Origin of the sequence: Escherichia sp. WS1152 (assembly GCF_046487665.1) — a bacterium.
Taxonomy (GTDB): Bacteria; Pseudomonadota; Gammaproteobacteria; order Enterobacterales; family Enterobacteriaceae; genus Escherichia; species Escherichia coli.
This window is the reverse complement of record NZ_JBJQJA010000005.1, coordinates 28750-52182: the sequence shown is the minus strand read 5'-3', so window position 1 is coordinate 52182 and position 23433 is coordinate 28750. Positions and strand designations below refer to the sequence as shown.

The 23433-nt window shown below is 52.9% G+C and carries 26 protein-coding genes; 20 read left to right on the top strand and 6 right to left on the bottom strand.

The window, feature by feature from the left end; translation table 11 throughout:
• Positions 1-72: 72 nt before the first annotated feature.
• The 20 genes from hofM to ACJHW7_RS09770 all read left to right on the top strand — a co-directional run bounded on the left by hofM (position 73) and on the right by ACJHW7_RS09770 (position 17868).
• Complete coding sequence (gene hofM, locus ACJHW7_RS09865; protein ID WP_001308095.1) at positions 73-852, top strand: DNA utilization protein HofM; 780 nt, start codon at positions 73-75, stop codon at positions 850-852.
• Positions 852-1391: a DNA utilization protein HofN gene (gene hofN, locus ACJHW7_RS09860; RefSeq protein WP_001069342.1), complete on the top strand. Its 540-nt coding sequence runs from the start codon at positions 852-854 to the stop codon at positions 1389-1391. Before hofM ends, hofN begins: the two co-directional genes overlap by 1 nt.
• Positions 1375-1815 (top strand): DNA utilization protein HofO, encoded by a 441-nt coding sequence (hofO, locus tag ACJHW7_RS09855; RefSeq protein WP_001055764.1) that lies wholly within the window; start codon positions 1375-1377, stop codon positions 1813-1815. Before hofN ends, hofO begins: the two co-directional genes overlap by 17 nt.
• The gene (gene hofP / locus ACJHW7_RS09850; RefSeq protein WP_001264140.1) at positions 1805-2209 is read left to right on the top strand and encodes a DNA utilization protein HofP; all 405 of its coding nucleotides are present in this window, start codon (positions 1805-1807) and stop codon (positions 2207-2209) included. The genes hofO and hofP overlap by 11 nt, the downstream gene beginning before the upstream one ends.
• Positions 2121-3359: a DNA uptake porin HofQ gene (hofQ, locus tag ACJHW7_RS09845; RefSeq protein ID WP_000816017.1), complete on the top strand. Its 1239-nt coding sequence runs from the start codon at positions 2121-2123 to the stop codon at positions 3357-3359. Before hofP ends, hofQ begins: the two co-directional genes overlap by 89 nt.
• Before the next feature lie 400 nt (positions 3360-3759).
• Entirely contained in the window at positions 3760-4281 is a 522-nt protein-coding gene (aroK, locus tag ACJHW7_RS09840; protein ID WP_000818618.1) for a shikimate kinase AroK, read from the top strand.
• A gap of 56 nt (positions 4282-4337) precedes the next feature.
• Positions 4338-5426: a 3-dehydroquinate synthase gene (gene aroB, locus ACJHW7_RS09835; protein WP_000439846.1), complete on the top strand. Its 1089-nt coding sequence runs from the start codon at positions 4338-4340 to the stop codon at positions 5424-5426.
• Positions 5427-5517: 91 nt separating this feature from the next.
• Positions 5518-6804 carry a cell division protein DamX gene (damX, locus tag ACJHW7_RS09830; protein ID WP_000343203.1) on the top strand — a complete coding sequence of 429 codons (1287 nt, stop codon included), beginning with the start codon at positions 5518-5520 and terminating at the stop codon, positions 6802-6804.
• A gap of 106 nt (positions 6805-6910) precedes the next feature.
• Entirely contained in the window at positions 6911-7747 is an 837-nt protein-coding gene (dam, locus tag ACJHW7_RS09825) for an adenine-specific DNA-methyltransferase (RefSeq protein ID WP_000742143.1), read from the top strand.
• 17 nt (positions 7748-7764) lie between these two features.
• Positions 7765-8442 carry a ribulose-phosphate 3-epimerase gene (rpe, locus tag ACJHW7_RS09820; protein WP_000816280.1) on the top strand — a complete coding sequence of 226 codons (678 nt, stop codon included), beginning with the start codon at positions 7765-7767 and terminating at the stop codon, positions 8440-8442.
• Entirely contained in the window at positions 8435-9193 is a 759-nt protein-coding gene (gene gph, locus ACJHW7_RS09815; RefSeq protein WP_021557263.1) for a phosphoglycolate phosphatase, read from the top strand. The genes rpe and gph overlap by 8 nt, the downstream gene beginning before the upstream one ends.
• Positions 9186-10190 carry a tryptophan--tRNA ligase gene (gene trpS / locus ACJHW7_RS09810; protein WP_000165553.1) on the top strand — a complete coding sequence of 335 codons (1005 nt, stop codon included), beginning with the start codon at positions 9186-9188 and terminating at the stop codon, positions 10188-10190. Before gph ends, trpS begins: the two co-directional genes overlap by 8 nt.
• 268 nt (positions 10191-10458) lie before the next feature.
• On the top strand, positions 10459-11364 hold the full coding sequence (gene yhfZ, locus ACJHW7_RS09805) for a GntR family transcriptional regulator YhfZ (protein WP_001254820.1): 906 nt from the start codon (positions 10459-10461) through the stop codon (positions 11362-11364).
• 16 nt (positions 11365-11380) lie between these two features.
• Entirely contained in the window at positions 11381-11743 is a 363-nt protein-coding gene (locus ACJHW7_RS09800; RefSeq protein WP_001295165.1) for a PRD domain protein, read from the top strand.
• 83 nt (positions 11744-11826) lie between these two features.
• On the top strand, positions 11827-12990 hold the full coding sequence (locus ACJHW7_RS09795) for a YhfX family PLP-dependent enzyme (protein ID WP_000497372.1): 1164 nt from the start codon (positions 11827-11829) through the stop codon (positions 12988-12990).
• Complete coding sequence (locus ACJHW7_RS09790) at positions 12990-14216, top strand: phosphopentomutase (protein ID WP_021557262.1); 1227 nt, start codon at positions 12990-12992, stop codon at positions 14214-14216. Before ACJHW7_RS09795 ends, ACJHW7_RS09790 begins: the two co-directional genes overlap by 1 nt.
• On the top strand, positions 14213-15091 hold the full coding sequence (locus ACJHW7_RS09785) for a phosphotriesterase-related protein (RefSeq protein WP_000020844.1): 879 nt from the start codon (positions 14213-14215) through the stop codon (positions 15089-15091). Before ACJHW7_RS09790 ends, ACJHW7_RS09785 begins: the two co-directional genes overlap by 4 nt.
• 10 nt (positions 15092-15101) lie before the next feature.
• Positions 15102-15455, top strand: a complete 354-nt coding sequence (locus tag ACJHW7_RS09780) for a DUF2620 domain-containing protein (protein WP_001297518.1) — start codon at positions 15102-15104, stop codon at positions 15453-15455.
• A gap of 11 nt (positions 15456-15466) precedes the next feature.
• Positions 15467-16771, top strand: coding sequence for a YhfT family protein (locus ACJHW7_RS09775; protein WP_000366862.1), 1305 nt, complete (start codon positions 15467-15469; stop codon positions 16769-16771).
• A gap of 11 nt (positions 16772-16782) precedes the next feature.
• On the top strand, positions 16783-17868 hold the full coding sequence (locus tag ACJHW7_RS09770) for an aminotransferase class I/II-fold pyridoxal phosphate-dependent enzyme (protein WP_021533114.1): 1086 nt from the start codon (positions 16783-16785) through the stop codon (positions 17866-17868).
• Positions 17869-18019: 151 nt separating this feature from the next.
• Here ACJHW7_RS09770 and frlR read toward each other — a convergent pair whose 3' ends face one another.
• From frlR to ACJHW7_RS09740, 6 genes are all read right to left on the bottom strand, one after another.
• Positions 18020-18751 carry a DNA-binding transcriptional regulator FrlR gene (gene frlR / locus ACJHW7_RS09765; protein ID WP_001276847.1) on the bottom strand — a complete coding sequence of 244 codons (732 nt, stop codon included), beginning with the start codon at positions 18749-18751 and terminating at the stop codon, positions 18020-18022.
• Positions 18752-18850: 99 nt separating this feature from the next.
• Positions 18851-19636, bottom strand: coding sequence for a fructoselysine 6-kinase (frlD, locus tag ACJHW7_RS09760; protein WP_000853357.1), 786 nt, complete (start codon positions 19634-19636; stop codon positions 18851-18853).
• Entirely contained in the window at positions 19633-20463 is an 831-nt protein-coding gene (gene frlC, locus ACJHW7_RS09755) for a fructoselysine 3-epimerase (RefSeq protein WP_000847831.1), read from the bottom strand. Before frlC ends, frlD begins: the two co-directional genes overlap by 4 nt.
• Positions 20464-20512: 49 nt before the next feature.
• Complete coding sequence (gene frlB / locus ACJHW7_RS09750; RefSeq protein WP_001295163.1) at positions 20513-21535, bottom strand: fructoselysine 6-phosphate deglycase; 1023 nt, start codon at positions 21533-21535, stop codon at positions 20513-20515.
• Between the two features lie 20 nt (positions 21536-21555).
• Complete coding sequence (gene frlA, locus ACJHW7_RS09745; protein ID WP_000535506.1) at positions 21556-22893, bottom strand: fructoselysine/psicoselysine transporter; 1338 nt, start codon at positions 22891-22893, stop codon at positions 21556-21558.
• Between the two features lie 295 nt (positions 22894-23188).
• A complete protein-coding gene (locus ACJHW7_RS09740) occupies positions 23189-23356 on the bottom strand; it encodes a YhfL family protein (RefSeq protein WP_001031834.1) in 168 nt (55 codons plus the stop codon).
• Between the last annotated feature and the right edge of the window lie 77 nt (positions 23357-23433).

The window sequence follows — 23433 nt, the reverse complement described above, 5'->3', positions numbered from 1 at the left end:
GCGGTAGTATAAAGGCAAGCCAGACGCATTGATATACCCGTCAGAGTGACGGGTGATAAGGAGATCATCACAATGGCATTTAAGATCTGGCAAATTGGTTTGCATTTACAACAGCAAGAAGCGGTAGCGGTTGCTATTGTGCGGGGCGCAAAAGAATGCTTTTTGCAACGCTGGTGGCGGTTGCCGTTGGCGCACGACATTATCAAAGATGGGCGGATTGTTGATGCGCAGCGGCTGGCTAAAACGTTGTTACCGTGGAGTCGCGAACTGCCGCAGCGTCATCACATTATGTTGGCGTTTCCCGCCAGTCGCACATTACAGCGGTCATTTCCGCGCCCGTCGATGTCCCTCGGTGAGCGGGAGCAAACGGCCTGGCTGTCCGGGACGATGGCTCGCGAGCTGGATATGGATCCGGACTCCCTGCGCTTCGATTACAGCGAAGACTCACTCAGTCCCGCCTATAACGTGACTGCCGCGCAAAGCAAAGAGCTGGCAACGCTGCTTACTCTGGCAGAAAGGTTGCGTGTTCATGTTAGTGCGATCACCCCGGATGCCAGTGCATTACAGCGATTCCTGCCTTTTTTACCTTCTCATCAGCAATGTCTGGCCTGGCGTGATAACGAACAGTGGCTGTGGGCGACGCGCTATCGCTGGGGGCGCAAACTGGCGGTGGGGATGACTAGCGCGAAGGAGCTGGCGGCAGCGTTATCCGTTGATCCCGAAAGCGTCGCGATATGTGGCGAAGGCGGATTTGATCCCTGGGAGGCCGTTTCTGTTCGTCAGCCGCCGTTACCGCCGCCAGGTGGAGACTTTGCCATCGCGCTGGGGCTGGCGCTTGGGAAGGCGTACTGATGAACCCGCCAATTAATTTTTTGCCCTGGCGACAGCAACGCCGGACCGCTTTTCTTCGTTTCTGGTTGCTGATGTTCGTTGCGCCTCTGCTGCTGGCCGTCGGGATAACGCTAATACTGCGTCTGACAAGCAGCGCCGAAGCTCGCGTAGACGCCGTTTTGCTTCAGGGGGAACAACAACTCGCCCGCAGCTTACAGATAACGAAACCACGTTTGCTGGAGCGCCAACAAATTCGTGAGCAGCGTTTGCAAAGGCAGCGCCAGCGACAATTTACCCGCGACTGGCAATCTGCGCTGGAAGCACTGGCGGCGCTTTTACCCGAGCACGCCTGGCTGACAACGATAAGCTGGCAGCAGGGAACGCTGGAGATCAAGGGGCTTACAACAAGCATTACCGCGTTAAACGCACTAGAAACGTCACTCCGCCAGGATGCATCTTTTCATCTCAATCAGCGGGGGGCCACGCAGCAGGATGCGCAGGGACGCTGGCAATTTGAGTATCAGTTAACAAGGAAGGTTAGCGATGAACATGTTCTTTGACTGGTGGTTCGCCACATCCCCCCGTCTCCGCCAGCTTTGCTGGGCAGTCTGGTTGCTGATGTTAGTTACGCTCATTTTTCTGTCATCGACACACCATGAAGAGCGCGACGCATTAATTCGACTACGGGTAAGTCATCATCAGCAGTGGGCCACACTGTATCGCCTGGTTGACACCACTCCCTTCAGCGAAGAAAAAACGCTGCCCTTTTCGCCACTGGATTTTCAGTTGCCCGGCGCACAACTGGTTTTCTGGCATCCATCCGCGCAGGGAGGCGAGTTGGCGTTGAAAACGCTGTGGGAAGCAGTGCCGTCGGCATTTACACGGCTGGCAGAGCGCAACGTCAGCGTGAGCCGTTTTTCATTAAGCGTGGAAGGTGATGATCTTTTGTTCACGCTACAACTGGAGACGCCGCATGAGGGTTAAACGCTGGTTGTTGGCAGGTATTGCATTGTGCCTTTTAACCGGTATGCGTGACCCTTTTAAACCGCCGGAAGATCTATGCCGGATTAGCGAACTTAGCCAGTGGCGCTATCAGGGGATGGTAGGGCGAGGCGAGCGCATCATCGGTGTAATAAAAGACGGGCAAAAGAAATGGCGACGGGTGCAGCAAAACGATGTGCTGGAAAACGGCTGGACAATTTTACAGCTGACGCCAGACGTACTAACGCTGGGTACCGGGACAAACTGCGAACCGCCACAATGGTTGTGGCAACGGCAAGGAGATACAAATGAAGCAATGGATAGCCGCACTACTGTTGATGCTGATACCCAGCGTACAGGCGGCAAAGCCGCAAAAAGTGACGCTGATGGTGGATGACGTTCCGGTAGCTCAGGTGTTGCAGGCGCTGGCTGAACAGGAGAAGTTGAACCTGGTGGTGTCGCCAGACGTCAGCGGTACGGTGTCGTTACATCTAACAGATGTTCCCTGGAAGCAGGCACTACAAACTGTAGTGAAAAGCGCCGGACTGATAACGCGTCAGGAGGGCAACATTCTCTCAGTGCATTCCATTGCCTGGCAGAATGACAATATCGCCCGTCAGGAAGCGGAGCAGGCGCGGGCGCAGGCAAATCTGCCGCTGGAAAATCGCAATATTACTCTGCAATACGCCGACGCGGGAGAACTGGCGAAAGCTGGGGAGAAGCTACTGAGTGCCAAAGGGAGTATGACCGTCGATAAACGCACCAATCGCCTTTTGCTGCGAGATAACAAAACGGCGTTAAGCGCGCTTGAACAGTGGGTAGCGCAAATGGATCTGCCGGTCGGGCAGGTTGAGCTGTCGGCGCATATTGTCACCATTAATGAAAAAAGTTTGCGTGAGTTAGGCGTGAAATGGACGCTGGCCGATGCGCAACACGCTGGTGGCGTTGGGCAAGTCACCACGCTTGGTAGCGACCTCTCCGTAGCGACGGCGACAACGCATGTCGGTTTTAACATTGGGCGCATCAACGGACGTTTGCTGGATCTTGAGCTTTCCGCGCTCGAACAAAAACAGCAGCTGGATATTATCGCCAGTCCGCGTCTGCTGGCCTCACATCTTCAGCCTGCCAGCATTAAACAGGGGAGCGAAATTCCATATCAGGTTTCCAGCGGGGAAAGTGGCGCGACGTCGGTGGAATTTAAAGAGGCCGTCCTGGGGATGGAGGTCACGCCCACGGTGTTACAAAAAGGTCGCATCCGGCTGAAATTACACATCAGCCAGAACGTTCCGGGGCAGGTGCTACAGCAGGCCGATGGCGAAGTGCTGGCGATTGATAAGCAGGAGATCGAAACGCAGGTCGAGGTCAAAAGCGGAGAAACGTTGGCGCTGGGCGGCATTTTTACCCGTAAAAATAAATCGGGTCAGGATAGCGTGCCGTTGCTTGGCGACATTCCCTGGTTCGGGCAATTATTTCGTCATGACGGAAAAGAAGATGAACGACGCGAGTTAGTGGTGTTTATCACGCCACGACTGGTTTCCAGTGAGTAAACAGCCGTAAAAGCGGTAATGTTTTTACGCTGAACGTGTTTCATCTATTTGACGCGCGCAGGTATTTAGCATACAAGGAGTACCGATTTGAGAGTTGGTGCTCTTCGCTGCCTGCGTTCCATGATGATGATTTATCATTCAGGCGGCATTTTGCTGTCTTTTTTACGCTAATCTTACCCGGTGATTTATCGCCAGAGCGGTGGTAGCAAGGCAGCGCGCTTGCAGCGACCAGATATGCAGAGGGATGGGTGATTTATTCAGTTGCCAAACCCGCTGGAGTATTGAGATAATTTTCAGTCTGACTCTCGCAATATCTTATGAGGTTTCAGTTCATGTCCTGCGGCGCTCTCTGAGCGAAGCGGGTTTATCATTAACGAATAGTCTTAGTAGTACCGAAAAAATGGCAGAGAAACGCAATATCTTTCTGGTTGGGCCTATGGGTGCCGGAAAAAGCACTATTGGGCGCCAGTTAGCTCAACAACTCAATATGGAATTTTACGATTCCGATCAAGAGATTGAGAAACGAACCGGAGCTGATGTGGGCTGGGTTTTCGATTTAGAAGGCGAAGAAGGCTTCCGCGATCGCGAAGAAAAGGTCATCAATGAGTTGACCGAGAAACAGGGTATTGTGCTGGCTACTGGCGGCGGCTCTGTGAAATCCCGTGAAACGCGTAACCGTCTTTCCGCTCGTGGCGTTGTCGTTTATCTTGAAACGACGATCGAAAAGCAACTTGCACGCACGCAGCGTGATAAAAAACGCCCGTTGCTGCACGTTGAAACACCGCCACGTGAAGTTCTGGAAGCGTTGGCCAATGAACGCAATCCGCTGTATGAAGAGATTGCCGACGTGACCATTCGTACTGATGATCAAAGCGCTAAAGTGGTCGCTAACCAGATTATTCACATGCTGGAAAGCAACTAATTCTGGCTTTATATACACTCGTCTGCGGGTACAGTAATTAAGGTGGATGTCGCGTTATGGAGAGGATTGTCGTTACTCTCGGGGAACGTAGTTACCCAATTACCATCGCATCTGGTTTGTTTAATGAACCAGCTTCATTCTTACCGCTGAAATCGGGCGAGCAGGTCATGTTGGTCACCAACGAAACCCTGGCTCCTCTGTATCTCGATAAGGTCCGCGGCGTACTTGAACAGGCGGGTGTTAACGTCGATAGCGTTATCCTCCCTGACGGCGAGCAGTATAAAAGCCTGGCTGTACTCGATACCGTCTTTACGGCGTTGTTACAAAAACCGCATGGTCGCGATACTACGCTGGTGGCGCTTGGCGGCGGCGTAGTGGGCGATCTGACCGGCTTCGCGGCGGCGAGTTATCAGCGCGGTGTTCGTTTCATTCAAGTCCCGACGACGTTACTGTCGCAGGTCGATTCCTCCGTTGGCGGCAAAACTGCGGTCAACCATCCCCTCGGTAAAAACATGATTGGCGCGTTCTACCAGCCTGCTTCAGTGGTGGTGGATCTCGACTGTCTGAAAACGCTTCCCCCGCGTGAGTTAGCGTCGGGGCTGGCAGAAGTCATCAAATACGGCATTATTCTTGACGGTGCGTTTTTTAACTGGCTGGAAGAGAATCTGGATGCGTTGTTGCGTCTGGACGGTCCGGCAATGGCGTACTGTATTCGCCGTTGTTGTGAACTGAAGGCAGAAGTTGTCGCCGCCGACGAGCGCGAAACCGGGTTACGTGCTTTACTGAATCTGGGACACACCTTTGGTCATGCCATTGAAGCTGAAATGGGGTATGGCAATTGGTTACATGGTGAAGCGGTCGCTGCGGGTATGGTGATGGCGGCGCGGACGTCGGAACGTCTCGGGCAGTTTAGTTCTGCCGAAACGCAGCGTATTATAACCCTGCTCAAGCGGGCTGGGTTACCGGTCAATGGGCCGCGCGAAATGTCCGCGCAGGCGTATTTACCGCATATGCTGCGTGACAAGAAAGTCCTTGCGGGAGAGATACGCTTAATTCTTCCGTTGGCAATTGGTAAGAGTGAAGTTCGCAGCGGCGTTTCGCACGAGCTTGTTCTTAACGCCATTGCCGATTGTCAATCAGCGTAACAACAAGAAAGGTCAGGCCGCTTATCAAGCGGTCTATTAGCTTCAGGTTAATTGCAACGTGGTAAGCATTAACCTTTTAGTGGGGTGTTAAATGGATGAATTCAAACCAGAAGACGAGCTGAAACCCGATCCCAGCGATCGTCGTACTGGTCGTTCTCGTCAATCTTCTGAACGTTCTGAGCGTACTGAACGTGGCGAACCGCAGATCAATTTTGATGATATTGAACTTGATGACACTGACGATCGCCGTCCGACTCGTGCGCAAAAAGAGCGCAATGAGGAACCGGAAATCGAAGAAGAAATTGACGAATCCGAAGATGAAACCGTGGATGAAGAGCGCGTAGAGCGTCGTCCGCGTAAGCGCAAAAAAGCAGCCAGTAAACCCGCTTCTCGTCAGTATATGATGATGGGCGTCGGCATTCTGGTTCTACTGCTGTTGATCATCGGTATCGGTTCTGCGCTAAAAGCCCCCTCGACCTCTTCCAGCGATCAAACCGCGTCTGGCGAGAAGAGTATTGATCTTGCAGGCAATGCGACCGATCAGGCGAATGGGGTGCAGCCAGCGCCGGGAACCACGTCTGCGGAAAATACTCAGCAGGATGTTTCTCTGCCACCGATCTCTTCTACGCCGACTCAAGGGCAAACCCCGGCGGCAACGGATGGTCAACAACGTGTTGAAGTGCAGGGTGACCTGAACAATGCGCTGACCCAGCCACAAAATCAGCAACAGTTGAACAATGTGGCGGTCAATTCTACATTGCCGACTGAACCAGCAACTGTCGCGCCAGTACGCAATGGCAATGCATCCCGTGAAACGGCGAAAACGCAAACTGCTGAACGTCCGGCCACTACGCGTCCAGCTCGTCAGCAGGCGGTGATTGAACCGAAAAAACCGCAAGCAACCGTGAAAACGGAACCGAAGTCGGTAGCACAGACGCCGAAGCGTACTGAACCAGCTGCTCCTGTGGCGAGCACGAAGGCACCGGCTGCGACTTCTGCGCCAGCACCAAAAGAGACGGCGACTACGGCTCCAGTACAGACGGCATCCCCGGCGCAAACCACGGCAACACCAGCCGCTGGAGGGAAGACCGCAGGTAATGTTGGTTCGTTGAAATCGGCACCGTCCAGCCATTACACTCTGCAGCTGAGCAGTTCCTCTAACTACGACAACCTGAACGGTTGGGCGAAGAAAGAGAATCTGAAAAACTACGTTGTCTATGAAACGACGCGTAATGGTCAGCCGTGGTATGTCCTGGTTTCTGGCGTGTACGCTTCGAAAGAAGAGGCGAAAAAAGCGGTATCTACATTGCCAGCAGATGTTCAGGCCAAAAACCCGTGGGCGAAACCGCTGCGTCAGGTACAGGCCGATCTGAAGTAATCAAGGTTATCTCCCGCAATGGGTTATCGTTGCGGGAGTTGCCTGAAGCGCTGGATGCTGTCGGAGCTTTCTCCACAGCCGGAGAAGGTGTAATTAGTTAGTCAGCATGAAGAAAAATCGCGCTTTTTTGAAGTGGGCAGGGGGCAAGTATCCCCTGCTTGATGATATTAAACGGCATTTGCCCAAGGGCGAATGTCTGGTTGAGCCTTTTGTAGGTGCCGGGTCGGTGTTTCTCAACACCGACTTTTCTCGTTATATCCTTGCCGATATCAATAGCGACCTGATCAGTCTCTATAACATTGTGAAAATGCGTACTGATGAGTACGTACAGGCCGCACGCGAGCTGTTTGTTCCCGAAACAAATTGCGCCGAGGTTTACTATCAGTTCCGCGAAGAGTTCAACAAAAGCCAGGATCCGTTCCGTCGGGCGGTACTGTTTTTATATTTGAACCGCTACGGTTACAACGGCCTGTGTCGTTACAATCTGCGCGGTGAGTTTAATGTGCCGTTTGGCCGCTACAAAAAACCCTATTTCCCGGAAGCAGAGTTGTATCACTTCGCTGAAAAAGCGCAGAATGCCTTTTTCTATTGTGAGTCTTACGCCGATAGCATGGCGCGCGCAGATGATGCATCCGTCGTCTATTGCGATCCGCCTTATGCACCGCTGTCTGCGACCGCCAACTTTACGGCGTATCACACAAACAGTTTTACGCTTGAACAACAAGCGCATCTGGCGGAGATCGCCGAAGGTCTGGTTGAGCGCCATATTCCAGTGCTGATCTCCAATCACGATACGATGTTAACGCGTGAGTGGTATCAGCGCGCAAAATTGCATGTCGTCAAAGTTCGACGCAGTATAAGCAGCAACGGCGGCACACGTAAAAAGGTGGACGAACTGCTGGCTTTGTACAAACCAGGAGTCGTTTCACCCGCGAAAAAATAATTCTCAAGGAGAAGCGGATGAAACAGTATTTGATTGCCCCCTCAATTCTGTCGGCTGATTTTGCCCGCCTGGGTGAAGATACCGCAAAAGCCCTGGCAGCTGGCGCTGATGTCGTGCATTTTGACGTCATGGATAACCACTATGTTCCCAATCTGACGATTGGGCCAATGGTGCTGAAATCCTTGCGTAACTATGGCATTACCGCCCCTATCGACGTACATCTGATGGTGAAACCCGTCGATCGCATTGTGCCTGATTTCGCTGCCGCTGGTGCCAGCATCATTACCTTTCATCCAGAAGCCTCCGAGCATGTTGACCGCACGCTGCAACTGATTAAAGAAAATGGCTGTAAAGCGGGTCTGGTATTTAACCCGGCGACACCTCTGAGCTATCTGGATTACGTGATGGATAAGCTGGATGTGATCCTGCTGATGTCCGTCAATCCTGGTTTCGGCGGTCAGTCTTTCATTCCTCAAACACTGGATAAACTGCGCGAAGTACGTCGCCGTATCGACGAGTCTGGCTTTGACATTCGTCTGGAAGTGGACGGTGGCGTGAAGGTGAACAACATTGGCGAAATCGCTGCGGCGGGCGCGGATATGTTCGTCGCCGGTTCGGCAATCTTCGACCAGCCAGACTATAAAAAAGTCATTGATGAAATGCGCAGTGAACTGGCAAAGGTAAGTCATGAGTAAGTTTGAAGATATTCGCGGCGTCGCTTTTGATCTCGACGGTACGCTGGTGGACAGTGCTCCCGGTCTTGCTGCTGCGGTAGATATGGCGCTGTATGCGTTGGAGTTACCCGTCGCAGGTGAAGAACGCGTTATTACCTGGATTGGTAACGGCGCAGATGTTCTGATGGAGCGTGCATTGGCCTGGGCGCGTCAGGAACGTGCGACTCTGCGTAAAACAATGGGTAAACCGTCCGTTGATGACGACATTCCGGCAGAAGAACAGGTACGTATTCTGCGTAAACTGTTCGATCGCTACTATAGCGAGGTTGCCGAAGAGGGGACGTTTTTGTTCCCGCACGTTGCCGATACGTTGGGCGCGTTGCAGGCTAAAGGCCTGCCGCTAGGCCTGGTCACCAACAAACCGACGCCGTTCGTCGCGCCGCTGCTCGAAGCCTTAGATATTGCCAAATACTTTAGCGTGGTTATCGGCGGCGATGATGTGCAAAACAAAAAACCGCATCCGGACCCGCTGTTACTGGTGGCTGAGCGGATGGGAATTGCCCCACAAGAGATGCTGTTTGTCGGCGACTCACGCAATGATATTCAGGCGGCAAAAGCGGCAGGTTGCCCATCAGTTGGCTTAACCTACGGATATAACTACGGCGAGGCTATCGATCTCAGCCAGCCTGATGTAATTTATCAGTCTATAAATGACCTTCTGCCCGCATTAGGGCTTCCGCATAGCGAAAATCAGGAATCGAAAAATGACTAAGCCCATCGTTTTTAGTGGCGCACAGCCCTCAGGTGAATTGACCATTGGTAACTACATGGGTGCGCTGCGTCAGTGGGTAAACATGCAGGATGACTACCATTGCATTTACTGTATCGTTGACCAACACGCGATCACCGTGCGCCAGGATGCACAGAAGCTGCGTAAAGCGACGCTGGATACGCTGGCCTTGTATCTGGCTTGTGGTATCGATCCTGAGAAAAGCACCATTTTTGTTCAGTCCCACGTACCAGAACATGCGCAGTTAGGCTGGGCACTGAACTGCTATACCTACTTCGGCGAACTGAGCCGCATGACCCAGTTTAAAGATAAATCTGCGCGTTATGCCGAGAACATCAACGCTGGTCTGTTTGACTATCCGGTGCTGATGGCTGCGGACATCCTGCTGTATCAAACTAATCTGGTACCGGTGGGTGAAGACCAGAAACAGCACCTGGAACTGAGTCGCGATATCGCCCAGCGTTTCAACGCGCTGTATGGCGAGATCTTTAAGGTGCCGGAGCCGTTTATTCCGAAATCTGGCGCGCGCGTAATGTCGCTGCTGGAGCCGACCAAGAAGATGTCCAAGTCTGACGATAACCGCAATAACGTTATCGGCCTGCTGGAAGATCCGAAATCGGTAGTGAAGAAAATCAAACGCGCGGTCACTGACTCCGACGAGCCGCCGGTAGTTCGCTACGATGTGCAGAACAAAGCGGGCGTTTCCAACCTGTTGGATATCCTTTCTGCGGTAACGGGCCAGAGCATCCCGGAACTGGAAAAACAGTTCGAAGGCAAGATGTATGGTCATCTGAAAGGTGAAGTGGCTGATGCCGTTTCCGGTATGCTGACTGAATTGCAGGAACGCTATCACCGTTTCCGCAACGATGAAGCCTTCCTGCAACAGGTGATGAAAGATGGCGCAGAAAAAGCCAGTGTACACGCTTCCCGTACGCTGAAAGCGGTGTACGAAGCGATTGGTTTTGTGGCGAAGCCGTAATATCAAAACGCTCGGACGGTCCCCTCGCCCCTTTGGGGAGAGGGTTAGGGTGAGGGGAGCAGGCAAGCGCCAGTGGGAATTACCCTTTGCTCGCATTGTCGAATAAATCACTTCGTCATCACTCTGAAACCGGGGAAACCCGGTTTTTTTATCCTCATTTGCAATAATCCGAAAAAATGTGAAGCGCCTCGCCGTTTCCACATCTCACAGTTGCCACTTATCTTCATTTTAATGAAGATATAAACATTCATTTTATTGAAAATATATTATGCGTCGAACGTTTATCAAAAAAGAAGGCGTCGTTATCACGACGCTGGCCCGTTATTTGTTGGGTGAAAAATGCGGTAATAGGTTGAAAACCATAGATGAGCTGGCAACTGAATGCCGTTCATCGGTTGGCCTGACGCAGGCCGCGTTGAAAACGCTGGAATCAAGCGGAGCGATACGGATTGAACGCCGTGGGCGCAATGGCAGTTATCTGGTCGAGATGGATAACAAAGCATTGCTGAGTCATGTGGATATCAACAACGTGGTATGTGCGATGCCTTTGCCCTATACCCGCTTGTACGAAGGTTTAGCGAGCGGGCTGAAAGCTCAGTTTGATGGCATTCCTTTTTACTATGCGCATATGCGCGGCGCGGATATTCGCGTGGAGTGTTTACTTAACGGCGTGTATGACATGGCGGTGGTTTCCCGACTGGCGGCGGAAAGTTATCTCACGCAAAAAGGGTTATGCCTCGCGCTGGAGTTGGGGCCGCACACCTACGTTGGCGAGCACCAGTTGATTTGCCGTAAAGGCGAGTCCGCAAACGTGAAGCGCGTGGGGCTGGATAACCGTTCGGCGGATCAGAAAATCATGACCGATGTTTTTTTTGGCGGTAGTGATGTGGAACGAGTCGATCTCTCTTATCACGAGAGTTTACAACGCATTGTTAAAGGCGATGTCGATGCGGTGATCTGGAACGTGGTGGCGGAAAACGAACTGACCATGCTGGGATTAGAGGCGACGCCGCTCACAGACGATCCGCGATTTTTACAGGCCACCGAAGCCGTGGTCCTGACGCGAGTCGATGATTACCCAATGCAACAACTGCTGCGTGCCGTTGTAGATAAACACGCCCTGCTCGCCCATCAACAACGGGTAGTGAGTGGGGAACAGGAACCGAGTTATTAAACGAAAGGCATCTGATATGGAAACCAGACTCAACCTGCTTTGCGAGGCAGGCGTTATTGATAAGGACATCTGCAAAGGCATGATGCAGGTCGTCAACGTACTGGAAACAGAGTGCCATCTGCCGGTGCGCAGTGAGCAAGGAACGATGGCGATGACACATATGGCGAGTGCACTGATGCGCAGTCGCCGTGGTGAAGAAATAGAGCCGCTGGATAACGAATTGCTGGCAGAGCTGGCGCAATCCAGCCACTGGCAAGCCGTTGTGCAATTGCATCAGGTGTTGTTGAAGGAATTCGCACTGGAAGTTAACCCGTGTGAAGAAGGCTATTTGCTGGCCAACCTTTATGGATTATGGATGGCTGCTAACGAAGAGGTTTGAAGCTCCCGACAAATCCACGTCGCACAACCTAAATATTCAAAAAAATGAATATTTAATTCAAGGAACAGAAACGAGGCAACAAGATGTTTGTAGAAGCATTGAAACGCCAGAACCCGGCGCTGATTTCCGCCGCACTAAGTTTGTGGCAGCAGGGCAAGATCGCCCCGGACAGCTGGGTGATCGACGTGGATCAGGTACTGGAAAACGGTAAGCGACTGATTGAGACGGCGCGGCTTTACGGCATTGAACTGTATCTGATGACCAAGCAGTTTGGCCGTAACCCATGGCTGGCGGAAAAATTGCTGGCATTAGGTTACAGCGGCATTGTGGCGGTGGATTACAAAGAGGCGCGAGTCATGCGCCGCGCTGGTTTGTCGGTGGCGCATCAGGGGCATCTGGTACAAATCCCTTGTCATCAGGTTGCTGACGCCGTTGAACAGGGCACCGACGTCATCACCGTGTTTACTCTCGACAAAGCGCGGGAAGTTTCTGCGGCAGCGGTGAAGGCCGGACGTGTGCAGTTTGTGCTGCTCAAAGTTTATAGCGACGATGATTTTCTTTATCCGGGGCAGGAGAGCGGTTTTGTACAGCATTCGCTGCACGAGGTGGTTGCTGAAATTAAGAAACTGCCGGGGCTGCATTTAGCCGGACTTACCCATTTCCCTTGCCTGCTTTGGGATGAGGCTGCCGGAAAAGTTTTGCCGACACCGAATCTTCACACGCTGATACAGGCACGGGATCAACTGGCGAAATCTGGTATTGCACTTGAGCAACTGAACGCGCCTTCAGCGACCAGCTGCACTTCGCTGCCATTGCTGGCGGAATACGGTGTGACTCATGCCGAACCCGGTCATGCGCTGACGGGCACTATTCCGGCAAACCAGCAGGGCGATCAGCCTGAACGTATCGCGATGCTCTGGTTAAGTGAAATCTCCCATCATTTCCGTGGCGACAGCTACTGCTACGGCGGCGGTTACTACCGTCGTGGTCATGCGCAACATGCGCTGGTGTTTACGCCAGAAAATCAAAAGATTACTGAAACCAATCTCAAAACTGTGGATGACAGCAGTATCGACTACACCCTGCCGCTGGCAGGCGAGTATCCGGTGAGCAGTGCAGTGGTGCTCTGTTTCCGCACGCAGATTTTTGTCACCCGTAGCGATGTGGTGCTGGTGTCCGGTATTCACCGTGGCGAACCGAAAATCGTTGGTCGTTATGACAGTCTTGGAAACTCTCTGGGGGCGTAATGGCGCGATTTGTGGTGTTAGTGATTGATAGCTTTGGCGTAGGGGCAATGAAAGATGTCACGCTGGTGCGTCCGCAAGATGCGGGAGCGAATACCTGTGGTCACATCCTGAGCCAGTTGCCGCATTTGCAGCTACCAACGCTGGAGAAGCTGGGGCTAATCAACGCATTGGGTTATGCGCCAGGCGATATGCAGCCGTCAGATTCCGCAACCTGGGGCGTGGCAGAGCTGCAACATGAAGGTGGCGATACCTTTATGGGGCATCAGGAAATTTTAGGCACGCGCCCGTTACCGCCGCTGCGGATGCCTTTTTGCGATGTGATTGACCGTGTTGAGCAGGCATTAGTATCCGCCGGTTGGCAGGTGGAGCGCCGTGGCGATGAACTGCAATTTCTGTGGGTCAATCAGGCGGTTGCGATTGGCGATAATCTCGAGGCGGATTTAGGCCAGGTCTATAACATTACCGCCAATCTCTCTGTGATCTCTTTTGACGACGCAATCAAAATTGGTCGTATCGTGCGTGAGCAGGTACAGGTCGGTCGGGTCATTACATTTGGTGGCCTGTTAACCGACAGTCAACGCATTCTCGATGCCGCAGAAAGCAAAGAAGGGCGCTTTATTGGTATCAATGCGCCGCGTTCTGGCGCTTATGACAACGGTTTCCAGGTCGTGCATATGGGCTATGGTGTTGATGAAAAAGTGCAGGTGCCGCAAAAACTGTATGAGGCGGGCGTGCCAACCGTGCTGGTGGGTAAGGTGGCAGATATCGTCAGCAATCCTTATGGCGTGAGCTGGCAAAACCTGGTGGATAGCCAGCGGATTATGGATATCACCCTCGACGAATTTAACACGCATCCGACGGCGTTTATTTGCACCAATATCCAGGAAACCGACCTCGCTGGTCATGCAGAAGACGTCGCACGTTATGCCGAACGTTTGCAGGTCGTTGACCGTAACCTTGCCCGGCTTGTTGAGGCGATGCAGCCAGATGACTGCCTGATCGTCATGGCGGATCACGGTAACGATCCGACCATTGGTCACAGCCACCATACCCGCGAAGTGGTGCCAGTGCTGGTTTATCAGCAAGGCCTGGCTGCTACTCAGCTAGGTGTTCGCACCACGCTTTCTGATGTGGGGGCTACCGTGTGTGAATTTTTCCGTGCGCCACCGCCACAAAATGGTCGCTCTTTTCTTTCCTCCCTCCGGTTTGCAGGAGACACCCTATGAGTATTGATCCGACGGGTTACACCCTGGCCCATGAGCATCTGCATATTGATCTCTCCGGCTTTAAAAACAACGTGGACTGCCGCCTTGATCAGTATGCGTTCATTTGCCAGGAGATGAACGACCTGATGACCCGGGGCGTGCGTAATGTGATTGAGATGACCAACCGTTACATGGGGCGCAATGCGCAATTTATGCTCGATGTAATGCGCGAGACGGGGATCAACGTGGTGGCCTGCACCGGTTATTACCAGGACGCTTTTTTCCCGGAGCATGTGGCGACCCGCAGCGTGCAGGAACTGGCGCAGGAGATGGTCGATGAAATTGAACAGGGTATCGATGGCACCGACCTGAAAGCCGGGATTATCGCGGAGATCGGCTCTAGCGAAGGGAAGATTACGCCGCTGGAAGAGAAGGTGTTTATTGCCGCTGCGCTGGCGCATAACCAGACCGGACGCCCGATCTCCACGCATACTTCGTTCAGCACCATGGGGCTGGAACAACTGGCTCTGTTGCAAGCCCACGGAGTTGATCTTTCGCGCGTCACCGTTGGTCACTGCGATCTGAAAGACAATCTCGACAACATTTTGAAGATGATCGATCTCGGCGCGTACGTGCAGTTCGACACCATTGGTAAGAACAGTTACTACCCGGACGAAAAGCGCATTGCGATGCTCCACGCGCTACGTGACCGTGGGTTGCTGAACCGCGTCATGCTGTCGATGGATATTACGCGCCGCTCCCATTTAAAAGCCAATGGTGGTTATGGCTATGACTATTTATTGACCACCTTTATTCCGCAATTGCGCCAGTCAGGATTCAGTCAGGCCGATGTGGATGTGATGTTACGTGAAAATCCCTCTCAATTTTTCCAATAAGGACAGACTCATGAAAAAGATTGGCGTTGCAGGCTTACAGCGTGAGCAGATTAAAAAAACCATTGAAGCGACGGCTCCTGGCAGTTTTGAAGTTTTCATTCACAACGACATGGAAGCGGCAATGAAAGTGAAATCCGGGCAACTGGATTACTACATCGGTGCGTGTAATACCGGTGCGGGCGCGGCATTGTCGATTGCCATCGCGGTGATTGGCTATAACAAAAGTTGCACCATTGCCAAACCAGGCATTAAAGCGAAAGACGAGCATATCGCCAAAATGATCGCCGAAGGGAAAGTGGCGTTTGGCCTTTCCGTTGAGCACGTCGAACACGCGATTCCGATGCTGATTAACCATCTGAAATAAAAGGCACGACTATGGATCTGTATATTCAGATTATCGTGGTGGCGTGCCTGACGGGTATGACATCGCTTCTGGCGCATCGCTCGGCGGCTGTTTTTCATGACGGCATCCGCCCGATCCTGCCGCAACTGATTGAAGGCTATATGAACCGTCGCGAGGCGGGGAGTATCGCTTTTGGTCTGAGCATTGGTTTTGTGGCCTCGGTGGGGATCTCTTTTACCCTGAAAACCGGGCTGCTCAACGCATGGTTACTCTTTCTTCCTACCGATATCCTCGGCGTCCTGGCGATAAACAGCCTGATGGCGTTTGGTCTTGGCGCTATCTGGGGCGTGTTGATCCTTACTTGCCTGTTGCCAGTAAACCAGCTGCTGACCGCGCTGCCGGTGGATGTATTAGGTAGCCTGGGGGAATTAAGCTCGCCGGTGGTTTCAGCTTTTGCACTGTTCCCGCTGGTGGCGATTTTCTACCAGTTTGGCTGGAAGCAAAGTCTGATCGCCGCCGTGGTGGTACTGATGACCCGTGTGGTAGTCGTGCGCTATTTCCCACATCTTAACCCTGAATCCATCGAAATCTTTATTGGCATGGTGATGCTGCTGGGGATCGCGATAACTCACGACCTGCGTCATCGTGATGAAAATGACATTGATGCCAGCGGGCTTTCGGTGTTTGAAGAACGCACGTCACGGATTATCAAAAACTTACCCTATATCGCCATCGTGGGAGCATTGATTGCCGCCGTTGCCAGCATGAAGATTTTTGCTGGCAGTGAAGTGTCGATCTTCACACTGGAGAAAGCATATTCCGCAGGCGTAACGCCGGAACAATCGCAAACGCTGATTAATCAGGCGGCTCTGGCAGAATTTATGCGCGGACTGGGGTTTGTGCCGTTGATTGCCACCACCGCGTTAGCAACGGGTGTGTATGCAGTTGCGGGCTTTACCTTTGTTTATGCGGTGGGCTATCTCTCGCCGAATCCGATGGTTGCAGCGGTATTAGGTGCAGTGGTTATTTCGGCAGAAGTTTTATTGCTTCGTTCGATCGGCAAATGGCTGGGGCGCTATCCGTCGGTGCGTAATGCGTCGGATAACATCCGTAACGCCATGAATATGCTGATGGAAGTGGCGCTGCTGGTCGGTTCGATTTTCGCAGCAATTAAGATGGCGGGTTATACCGGATTCTCTATCGCGGTTGCCATTTACTTCCTCAACGAATCCCTGGGCCGTCCGGTACAGAAAATGGCGGCACCGGTCGTGGCAGTAATGATCACCGGTATTCTGCTGAATGTTCTTTACTGGCTTGGCCTGTTCGTTCCGGCTTAAGGAAGGCACCTATGAAGACGTTTCCTCTGCAAAGCCTGACGATTATTGAGGCGCAGCAAAAGCAGTTTGCGCTGGTGGATAGCATTTGTCGCCATTTCCCCGGCAGCGAGTTTCTTACTGGCGGTGATTTAGGCTTAACGCCAGGACTGAATCAACCGCGCGTTACCCAGCGTGTGGAACAGGTGCTGGCTGATGCATTTCACGCACAGGCTGCGGCGCTGGTGCAGGGCGCGGGGACTGGCGCGATTCGCGCCGGGCTGGCGGCTTTGCTCAAACCGGGGCAGCGTCTTCTGGTGCATGACGCGCCTGTTTACCCGACGACACGGGTTATTATTGAGCAGATGGGGCTGACGCTTATTACTGTTGATTTCAATGACCTGTCGGCACTGAAGCAGGTCGTCGACGAGCAACAACCGGATGCGGCGCTGGTGCAGCATACGCGCCAGCAGCCGCAGGACAGCTACGTGCTGGCAGATGTGCTGGCAACGTTGCGCGCGGCAGGTGTTCCAGCGTTAACCGATGACAACTATGCGGTGATGAAGGTGGCGCGAATCGGCTGTGAATGCGGCGCGAATGTCTCGACATTTTCCTGCTTCAAGCTATTTGGGCCAGAGGGTGTTGGTGCAGTGGTCGGCGATGCTGATGTTATCAACCGTATTCGCGCCACGCTTTACTCCGGCGGTAGCCAGATCCAGGGCGCACAGGCGCTGGAAGTATTGCGTGGTCTGGTGTTTGCGCCAGTGATGCACGCGGTGCAGGCAGGGGTATCTGAACGGTTGCTGGCTTTGCTTAACGGTGGTGCGGTGGCGGAAGTGAAAAGCGCGGTGATTGCTAATGCGCAGTCGAAGGTGTTGATTGTCGAGTTTCATCAGCCGATTGCCGCCAGAGTGCTGGAAGAGGCGCAAAAGCGCGGTGCCTTGCCTTACCCGGTGGGTGCAGAGTCGAAATATGAAATCCCGCCGCTCTTTTATCGCCTTTCCGGAACGTTTCGCCAGGCGAATCCACAATCAGAACATTGTGCGATTCGCATTAACCCGAATCGCAGCGGTGAAGAGACGGTGCTGCGGATTTTGCGTGAGAGTATTGCCAGTATTTAATGCTGGATAGCACCGTCAAGCTAAATTCCGTACTGAACGGTCCCCTCGCCCCTATGGGGAGAGGGTTAGGGTGAGGGGAACGCACGGGATGTAAAATTCAACGCGCCAGCATCGCCGGATGCGATGCTGGCGCATCTTATCCGGCCTACGGTTAATGTCTTTTATTATCAATAGTTAAGGTGATGCGATTGGCGCGGCAGAAGAGTTCGGAGACGTGCACCGGTTTGTCATTCTGATCAAAGGCGATTTTGCTGATGCGAAACAACGGTTCGCCCAGTTCGCATTTCAGCCATTTTGCCTGCGGGCGGGTGGCGGCAAAGATATCGATGGTCTTTTTGTCGCTGACCACTCGCGTGTCAAAACGCTCCTGAAATAACTGATAGGTGGAGCTTCCTTCGACGTAAATCTCATCAAAGTCAGGATAACGCGACAGCGGGATCCATGAACTATCAATAAACAGCGGCTCTTTATCGAGATACATCACCCGGCAGAGATGGAACACTTCGCTGTTTCCGGGGATGTTCAGCTTTTCGCAAAACGGCGCGGCGCTGACCCGTTCCTGTTCGATCACTTTCTCTTTCGTCGCCTTGCCTTGTGAGACGCCAAAATCGGTAAAACCACTGACAGTAAGCAGGGCGTTTTCAACTTTCTGGCTTTGTACAAAGGTGCCTTTTCCCTGCCAGCGGATCAGTACGCCGTCTGCCACTAAGTCGCTGATGGCTTTGCGAATGGTAATGCGGCTGACGTTATATTGTGTACAAAGCTCGTTTTCGGTAGGGATCTGTTGCCCGGCCTGGTAAACCCCCTGCGCGATATCATCCAGCAGTCGCTGGCGGACGGTAGCGTAGAGGAGTTGATGAGAGTAGCGGTCCGTAGCTGACATAATCGACCCTGAAATAAAGAATGAATTACTCGGATTATAGGGTCGTTTTCCGGCAAGTAACAGCACGTTGGCGTGAAGATGCTCACGCCAACGTTATACCTACCAGGCACCGTGGTACTGAATGGTTTTCGCCGCGCACGCCGTTCCCTGCGCCATCGCCTGCGGTAATGTCATCCCCGCAGACCAGCCGCAAAGGAATCCGGCAATGAACGAATCTCCGGCACCCATGGTGTCGATAACCGTCACCGGTTCAGGAGCCTGACGCCAGAACTGCGCGCCATCCCAGGCAATGCTGCCGTTTTCACCCAGCGTGACAATCACCACGCCTGCGCCACGGGCAACAATCGCTTTCATCTTCAGACGCAGCGTTTCGTCTTCTTGCGGTGCGGAGGCAAAGGCAAAATCGAGATGCGGCACCAGTGTCTGCCAGAGCGGGCTGTCCCACTTGTCGGAGAAGTCGAAAGCGGTAAGTTTGCCCGCAGCGTGCAGCTGTGGGAATGCGTCTTCCGCATGTCCCCAGATTGCCGCGTGCACAATGTCATACTGCGCCAGCCAGGCGTAATCCTCTTCACTCAGGGCAAAGTCGGCCATCACGCCTTCGGTGTAGTCGCCAAAAACGCGATCATTGTCGTGCAGTTCCACCTGAGTTTGTGCGGTAACGCCGTGTTTCGTATGGACATGGCTGATATCGACGCCCATGCGGGCGAGATCCTGCTTCAGCTTTGTGCCGTAGTCATCGTCACCCACCCAGGTAATGCATCCCGGCTGTATGCCGTAGCGAGTGCAGTACACCGCCACATTGACCGCATTACCGCCAGAAAACGCTTTATTCAGTTGCGGGTAGATATCGACGCAGTTATCGCCGATTGTCGCCAGGGTTTTCATCTCTCATCCTCCGGCAGCAGCGCGCGAAAGCGTTCCAGCGCCTGGCGGGCATAGAGTCTGGGCTCGTTCATATACATCGTCACCAGTTCCACCGTGCAGTAACCGTCATAGCCCCGGTCGATAATATCGCGCATCAGCTCCCGCAGCGGCATTTTGCCTTCGCCGGGAATGTAATGTGTGTCACTGGCCCCGTCGCTGTCGACAATATGCAGATGACGCAATTTATCACCCAGTTTGTCGAAATAACTCATCACCGGTTCCGCCTGGACATACGGCGCGCAAATGTCGACCATGCTGAACAGGCGCGGCGAAGGCACCAGCGCCAGCGCATGAAGCACATCATTAGCATTACACACGACGTTCGATTCATACGGCGTTAACGGTTCGAGGATCAGATCCATGCCGATGTTTTCCGCGTACTCACACAGTTCGCTTAGGTTCTCTGCCAGCCGTCCCCAGATAACATTAGGTGGCGTGAGATAGCCCGCGTGGGCCGCGGAAATCAGCGTATAACCCGCGTTCATCTCTTTTGCCATATCCATCGCCAGCTTGATCATGTCGAGGCTTTCGCGACGCATATGTTCATCGCCCAGCATCATGTTATACGGATAGCCGTTGGTTTCTGGCGTATAGCCGATAATCGGCATCTGATACGTCTGCGCCAGCGCCTTGATTTGTTTGATGCCGCCCGCTTTTAAGTCCGGCGCGAACGCGTGCGGGCGACCGCCCCAAATTTCGATGCCGTCGTAACCCAGCTCGCTTGCATCACGAAATGCGTGTTCAATAGGCAGCCGCTGGTGGCCGCAGGTAAACATACCTGTTTTCATCGGGTAACTCCTTGCGTAAATTCGGCCCGTTGCCGGGCCGGGAGAGGGATTAATATTCCACCAGACCACCGTAATAGCGGCGTTCATCCGGGTTGTGATCTTTGTAAATAGACAGGTAGTAGCAGAGCCACTCCATTGGCACGAACATCAGGAACGGTGCCAGCCACGGGTGCAGCCCTTGCGAAATTTCGGCGTAATCGATGACGATCACGTTGTCAGTACGCTGTTTAACAAAGTTAATGGCGCGTTCGGTGGTGTGGCGACTTTCATCATTGCCGAGCAGGAACAGGAACGGAACGCCCGGTTCGACAATCTCCAGCGGGCCATGGCGGAACTCTCCGCTCTCAATCACGCAGCCGTGCGTCCAGGTAAATTCCATCAGCGTTACAATGCCTTCTTTGTAACCCAGCGGACGCAGCGGACCCGCAGCAACGGTATAAATCATCGGCCACTGGCTGGCCAGTTCACCAAGCTGGCGGCCTTTTTCTTCCCAGGTGCGTACCAGATGACCGAGCGCATTCGGCAACTGCTTGAGATCGTTTTTGATCTTGCCGATTTCCGCGTTCGGCGCGAGGCGGGTGATCATCTCCAGCACCACGCTGTAGCAGAGCAGCAGGTGAATTTCCCAGATACAGTCGGCCTGATAATCAATGCTAAATTCCGCCGCCGAGGTAATCGGGCTGTCCGCGCGTTTGGTGAACGCCGCAGTGAGTGCGCCGCAGGCCCGGCCCAGCTCCAGCGCTTTGATTACCTCTTCCGTTTTACCGTAGTCAGAAACGCCAATCACCGCGCAACGATCGTCGAGGCGATACGGGGTGTTATCGCAGAACTCCCAGCCGGAAATGGCGTAGACCTGAAGATCGGAAAAGCGATCCGCCAGATGTTTCGCCGTTTGCGCCGCGTTGAGTGGCGAGCCGCAGGCAACGAAATAAATACGATCAATGTCGCGCTTCACCATCTCTTCCACGATGGCGTGCACCAGCGGAACGTCATGGCTGAGAACTTTTTCCACTTCCTGAACCATATTTTCGGTGACCAGAAAGTCCACGGTGCTTTTATCAATATCCAACATTTTATTTTCTCCAGATAACATTACGACAAAGCGTTGAGCTGGCGGCTACGCTTCGTCCAGAAGGCGTAAGCAGGCAGACCAGTAGCAATAACGATGACGGCGCAGATAAGGCCGGGAATCGGTGCCCAGACAAAGGTTGAGGCGACCAGAATGAGGCTTGACGCAATGGCGAGGGTGGTCATCAGCCCGAAAGCCGGAGTACGCCACAGCGGTTTGTAATCGTCGCGTTTACGACACCAGATGATGGAGCCGAAGGTGAGGGTATTTTTGAAACACATCACCAGGGTGAAATAACCCAGCAGGCTGGTGAGATCGGAAACGAAGATGAAGAAGATCCCCAGCGCCCCTTGCAGGATGATGGAGACATCCGGCGTGTTGTATTTCGGATGCACATGGCCGAAGCATTTAAAGAACAGGTTGTCTTTCGCCATCGCGTATTCCAGCCGCGGCTGGTACATCACGCAGCTGGAAAGCGAACCAAGAATGACGATCATCGCCGTGATGGCAACAAAGATCCCAGCGGTGCTGCCGAGTGCGGGGATCCAGGTCAGGGCGTCGGAAATCGGCGTTTCAGAATTGGCGAGTTTGTCGAAGGGCATCAGGCCGGAAATCACCAGCGCCAGCAGGGTGTAGAGCACCAGAACCAGCAGACAGGAACCAATCAGCGCTCGTGGCATGGTTTTTCCGGGGTTTTTAATTTCGCCGGTCATATAACAGATAGAGGCCATGCCGGTATACGACCAACTGGTGGCAGAGATCCCCGCCAGCAGCGCCATAAAGCTGCCCGTTGCGCCAATCGCAGTGGTGGTAGGGGCGGCAAAATTCTCCGCTTTAAACCAGAAGATCCCAAGGCCAATGACGATAGTGAACGGGATAATTTTGGCGATGGTAATTAGCGTCTGAAACGCTGCGCCGCCTTCAACGGAGCGCAGGTGTAGCAACATAAAGGCGATAATTAATCCGGCGGCGATAAATTTACCGAGCAACGGATCGATAGGCGTTAAAAAGCCAAGATTGCTGACAATCGCCAGCGCCATAATCGACAATGACGGCGCATCGTTGGCCCAGAAGCTGGCCCAGCCGGAGAGGAAAGCCAGCGGTCGGCTTCCGGCATTTTTCAGATAAACATAATCTGCGCCATTTTCCGGATAAGCGGTGGATAGTTCCGCATAGACGCACATTTGCGGGATCACAATTAACCCGCCAATGACAAACGCGAGCACCGTAAGCCACGGCGTGCCCGCTGCTTTTGCCACTTCACCCACAGATACAAAAATACCGGAGCCGACGGTTGTCCCGACGGCGATTGCAAGAACGGCCCAAAATCCGAGCTTGCGTTGGAGTTCCTGGCTTCCCATAGCGATACCTTTTTCTTGTCCAATACGTTGTAGGGGAGAGTTTGCAGTCATTTAAAAGGTAACATGACAATACATGATGAATATAACAACATATGATGTTATGTAATGTGGAGGAAGATCACAAAATTTCGCACAGGATCGCGCTGTGGCTAATGAATGTGGTTATCCAATTGAAATTAAAGTGAAAATATTTTTACGGGTGGGGAGCAAGAAGGATATAGAAACAAATACGCCCTCGGAAAATCCAGAGGGCGTCGGGCAATTAAACCGGTGTTAGCCGATTTCTGTCAGAGACTTACTGTGCAGTAGGACCGCAACCGCCAATGATTTTAGAAATAGAAATTGCCGGGTGCAGCAGGTAGTCGTAAGAGCAGTTCTTATCACGGTTTTCAATATGACCAGTACATGCAGTTAACGTAGCCAGTACTGCACCTACCAGTGCAACTTTAATAAATTTGTTCATTTACATTCCCTATGTATTATATATTAATTAATATTCATTGATTATATGAATATAAGCAGACTGCTCATTAAGAACAA

Excerpts from the sequence above, each read along its gene's own strand:
- frlB (WP_001295163.1), bottom strand. The coding sequence starts at position 21,535 with ATGTTGGATATTGATAAAAGCACCGTGGACTTTCTGGTCACCGAAAAT.
- ACJHW7_RS09795 (WP_000497372.1), top strand. The coding sequence starts at position 11,827 with ATGTTTGTAGAAGCATTGAAACGCCAGAACCCGGCGCTGATTTCCGCC.
- frlR (WP_001276847.1), bottom strand. The coding sequence starts at position 18,751 with ATGTCAGCTACGGACCGCTACTCTCATCAACTCCTCTACGCTACCGTC.
- aroB (WP_000439846.1), top strand. The coding sequence starts at position 4,338 with ATGGAGAGGATTGTCGTTACTCTCGGGGAACGTAGTTACCCAATTACC.
- hofO (WP_001055764.1), top strand. The coding sequence starts at position 1,375 with ATGAACATGTTCTTTGACTGGTGGTTCGCCACATCCCCCCGTCTCCGC.
- hofP (WP_001264140.1), top strand. The coding sequence starts at position 1,805 with ATGAGGGTTAAACGCTGGTTGTTGGCAGGTATTGCATTGTGCCTTTTA.
- ACJHW7_RS09790 (WP_021557262.1), top strand. The coding sequence starts at position 12,990 with ATGGCGCGATTTGTGGTGTTAGTGATTGATAGCTTTGGCGTAGGGGCA.
- dam (WP_000742143.1), top strand. The coding sequence starts at position 6,911 with ATGAAGAAAAATCGCGCTTTTTTGAAGTGGGCAGGGGGCAAGTATCCC.
- hofQ (WP_000816017.1), top strand. The coding sequence starts at position 2,121 with ATGAAGCAATGGATAGCCGCACTACTGTTGATGCTGATACCCAGCGTA.
- gph (WP_021557263.1), top strand. The coding sequence starts at position 8,435 with ATGAGTAAGTTTGAAGATATTCGCGGCGTCGCTTTTGATCTCGACGGT.
- yhfZ (WP_001254820.1), top strand. The coding sequence starts at position 10,459 with ATGCGTCGAACGTTTATCAAAAAAGAAGGCGTCGTTATCACGACGCTG.
- frlC (WP_000847831.1), bottom strand. The coding sequence starts at position 20,463 with ATGAAAACAGGTATGTTTACCTGCGGCCACCAGCGGCTGCCTATTGAA.
- hofN (WP_001069342.1), top strand. The coding sequence starts at position 852 with ATGAACCCGCCAATTAATTTTTTGCCCTGGCGACAGCAACGCCGGACC.
- aroK (WP_000818618.1), top strand. The coding sequence starts at position 3,760 with ATGGCAGAGAAACGCAATATCTTTCTGGTTGGGCCTATGGGTGCCGGA.
- hofM (WP_001308095.1), top strand. The coding sequence starts at position 73 with ATGGCATTTAAGATCTGGCAAATTGGTTTGCATTTACAACAGCAAGAA.
- ACJHW7_RS09775 (WP_000366862.1), top strand. The coding sequence starts at position 15,467 with ATGGATCTGTATATTCAGATTATCGTGGTGGCGTGCCTGACGGGTATG.
- frlA (WP_000535506.1), bottom strand. The coding sequence starts at position 22,893 with ATGGGAAGCCAGGAACTCCAACGCAAGCTCGGATTTTGGGCCGTTCTT.
- rpe (WP_000816280.1), top strand. The coding sequence starts at position 7,765 with ATGAAACAGTATTTGATTGCCCCCTCAATTCTGTCGGCTGATTTTGCC.
- ACJHW7_RS09740 (WP_001031834.1), bottom strand. The coding sequence starts at position 23,356 with ATGAACAAATTTATTAAAGTTGCACTGGTAGGTGCAGTACTGGCTACG.
- damX (WP_000343203.1), top strand. The coding sequence starts at position 5,518 with ATGGATGAATTCAAACCAGAAGACGAGCTGAAACCCGATCCCAGCGAT.
- ACJHW7_RS09800 (WP_001295165.1), top strand. The coding sequence starts at position 11,381 with ATGGAAACCAGACTCAACCTGCTTTGCGAGGCAGGCGTTATTGATAAG.
- ACJHW7_RS09780 (WP_001297518.1), top strand. The coding sequence starts at position 15,102 with ATGAAAAAGATTGGCGTTGCAGGCTTACAGCGTGAGCAGATTAAAAAA.
- frlD (WP_000853357.1), bottom strand. The coding sequence starts at position 19,636 with ATGAAAACCCTGGCGACAATCGGCGATAACTGCGTCGATATCTACCCG.
- trpS (WP_000165553.1), top strand. The coding sequence starts at position 9,186 with ATGACTAAGCCCATCGTTTTTAGTGGCGCACAGCCCTCAGGTGAATTG.
- ACJHW7_RS09770 (WP_021533114.1), top strand. The coding sequence starts at position 16,783 with ATGAAGACGTTTCCTCTGCAAAGCCTGACGATTATTGAGGCGCAGCAA.
- ACJHW7_RS09785 (WP_000020844.1), top strand. The coding sequence starts at position 14,213 with ATGAGTATTGATCCGACGGGTTACACCCTGGCCCATGAGCATCTGCAT.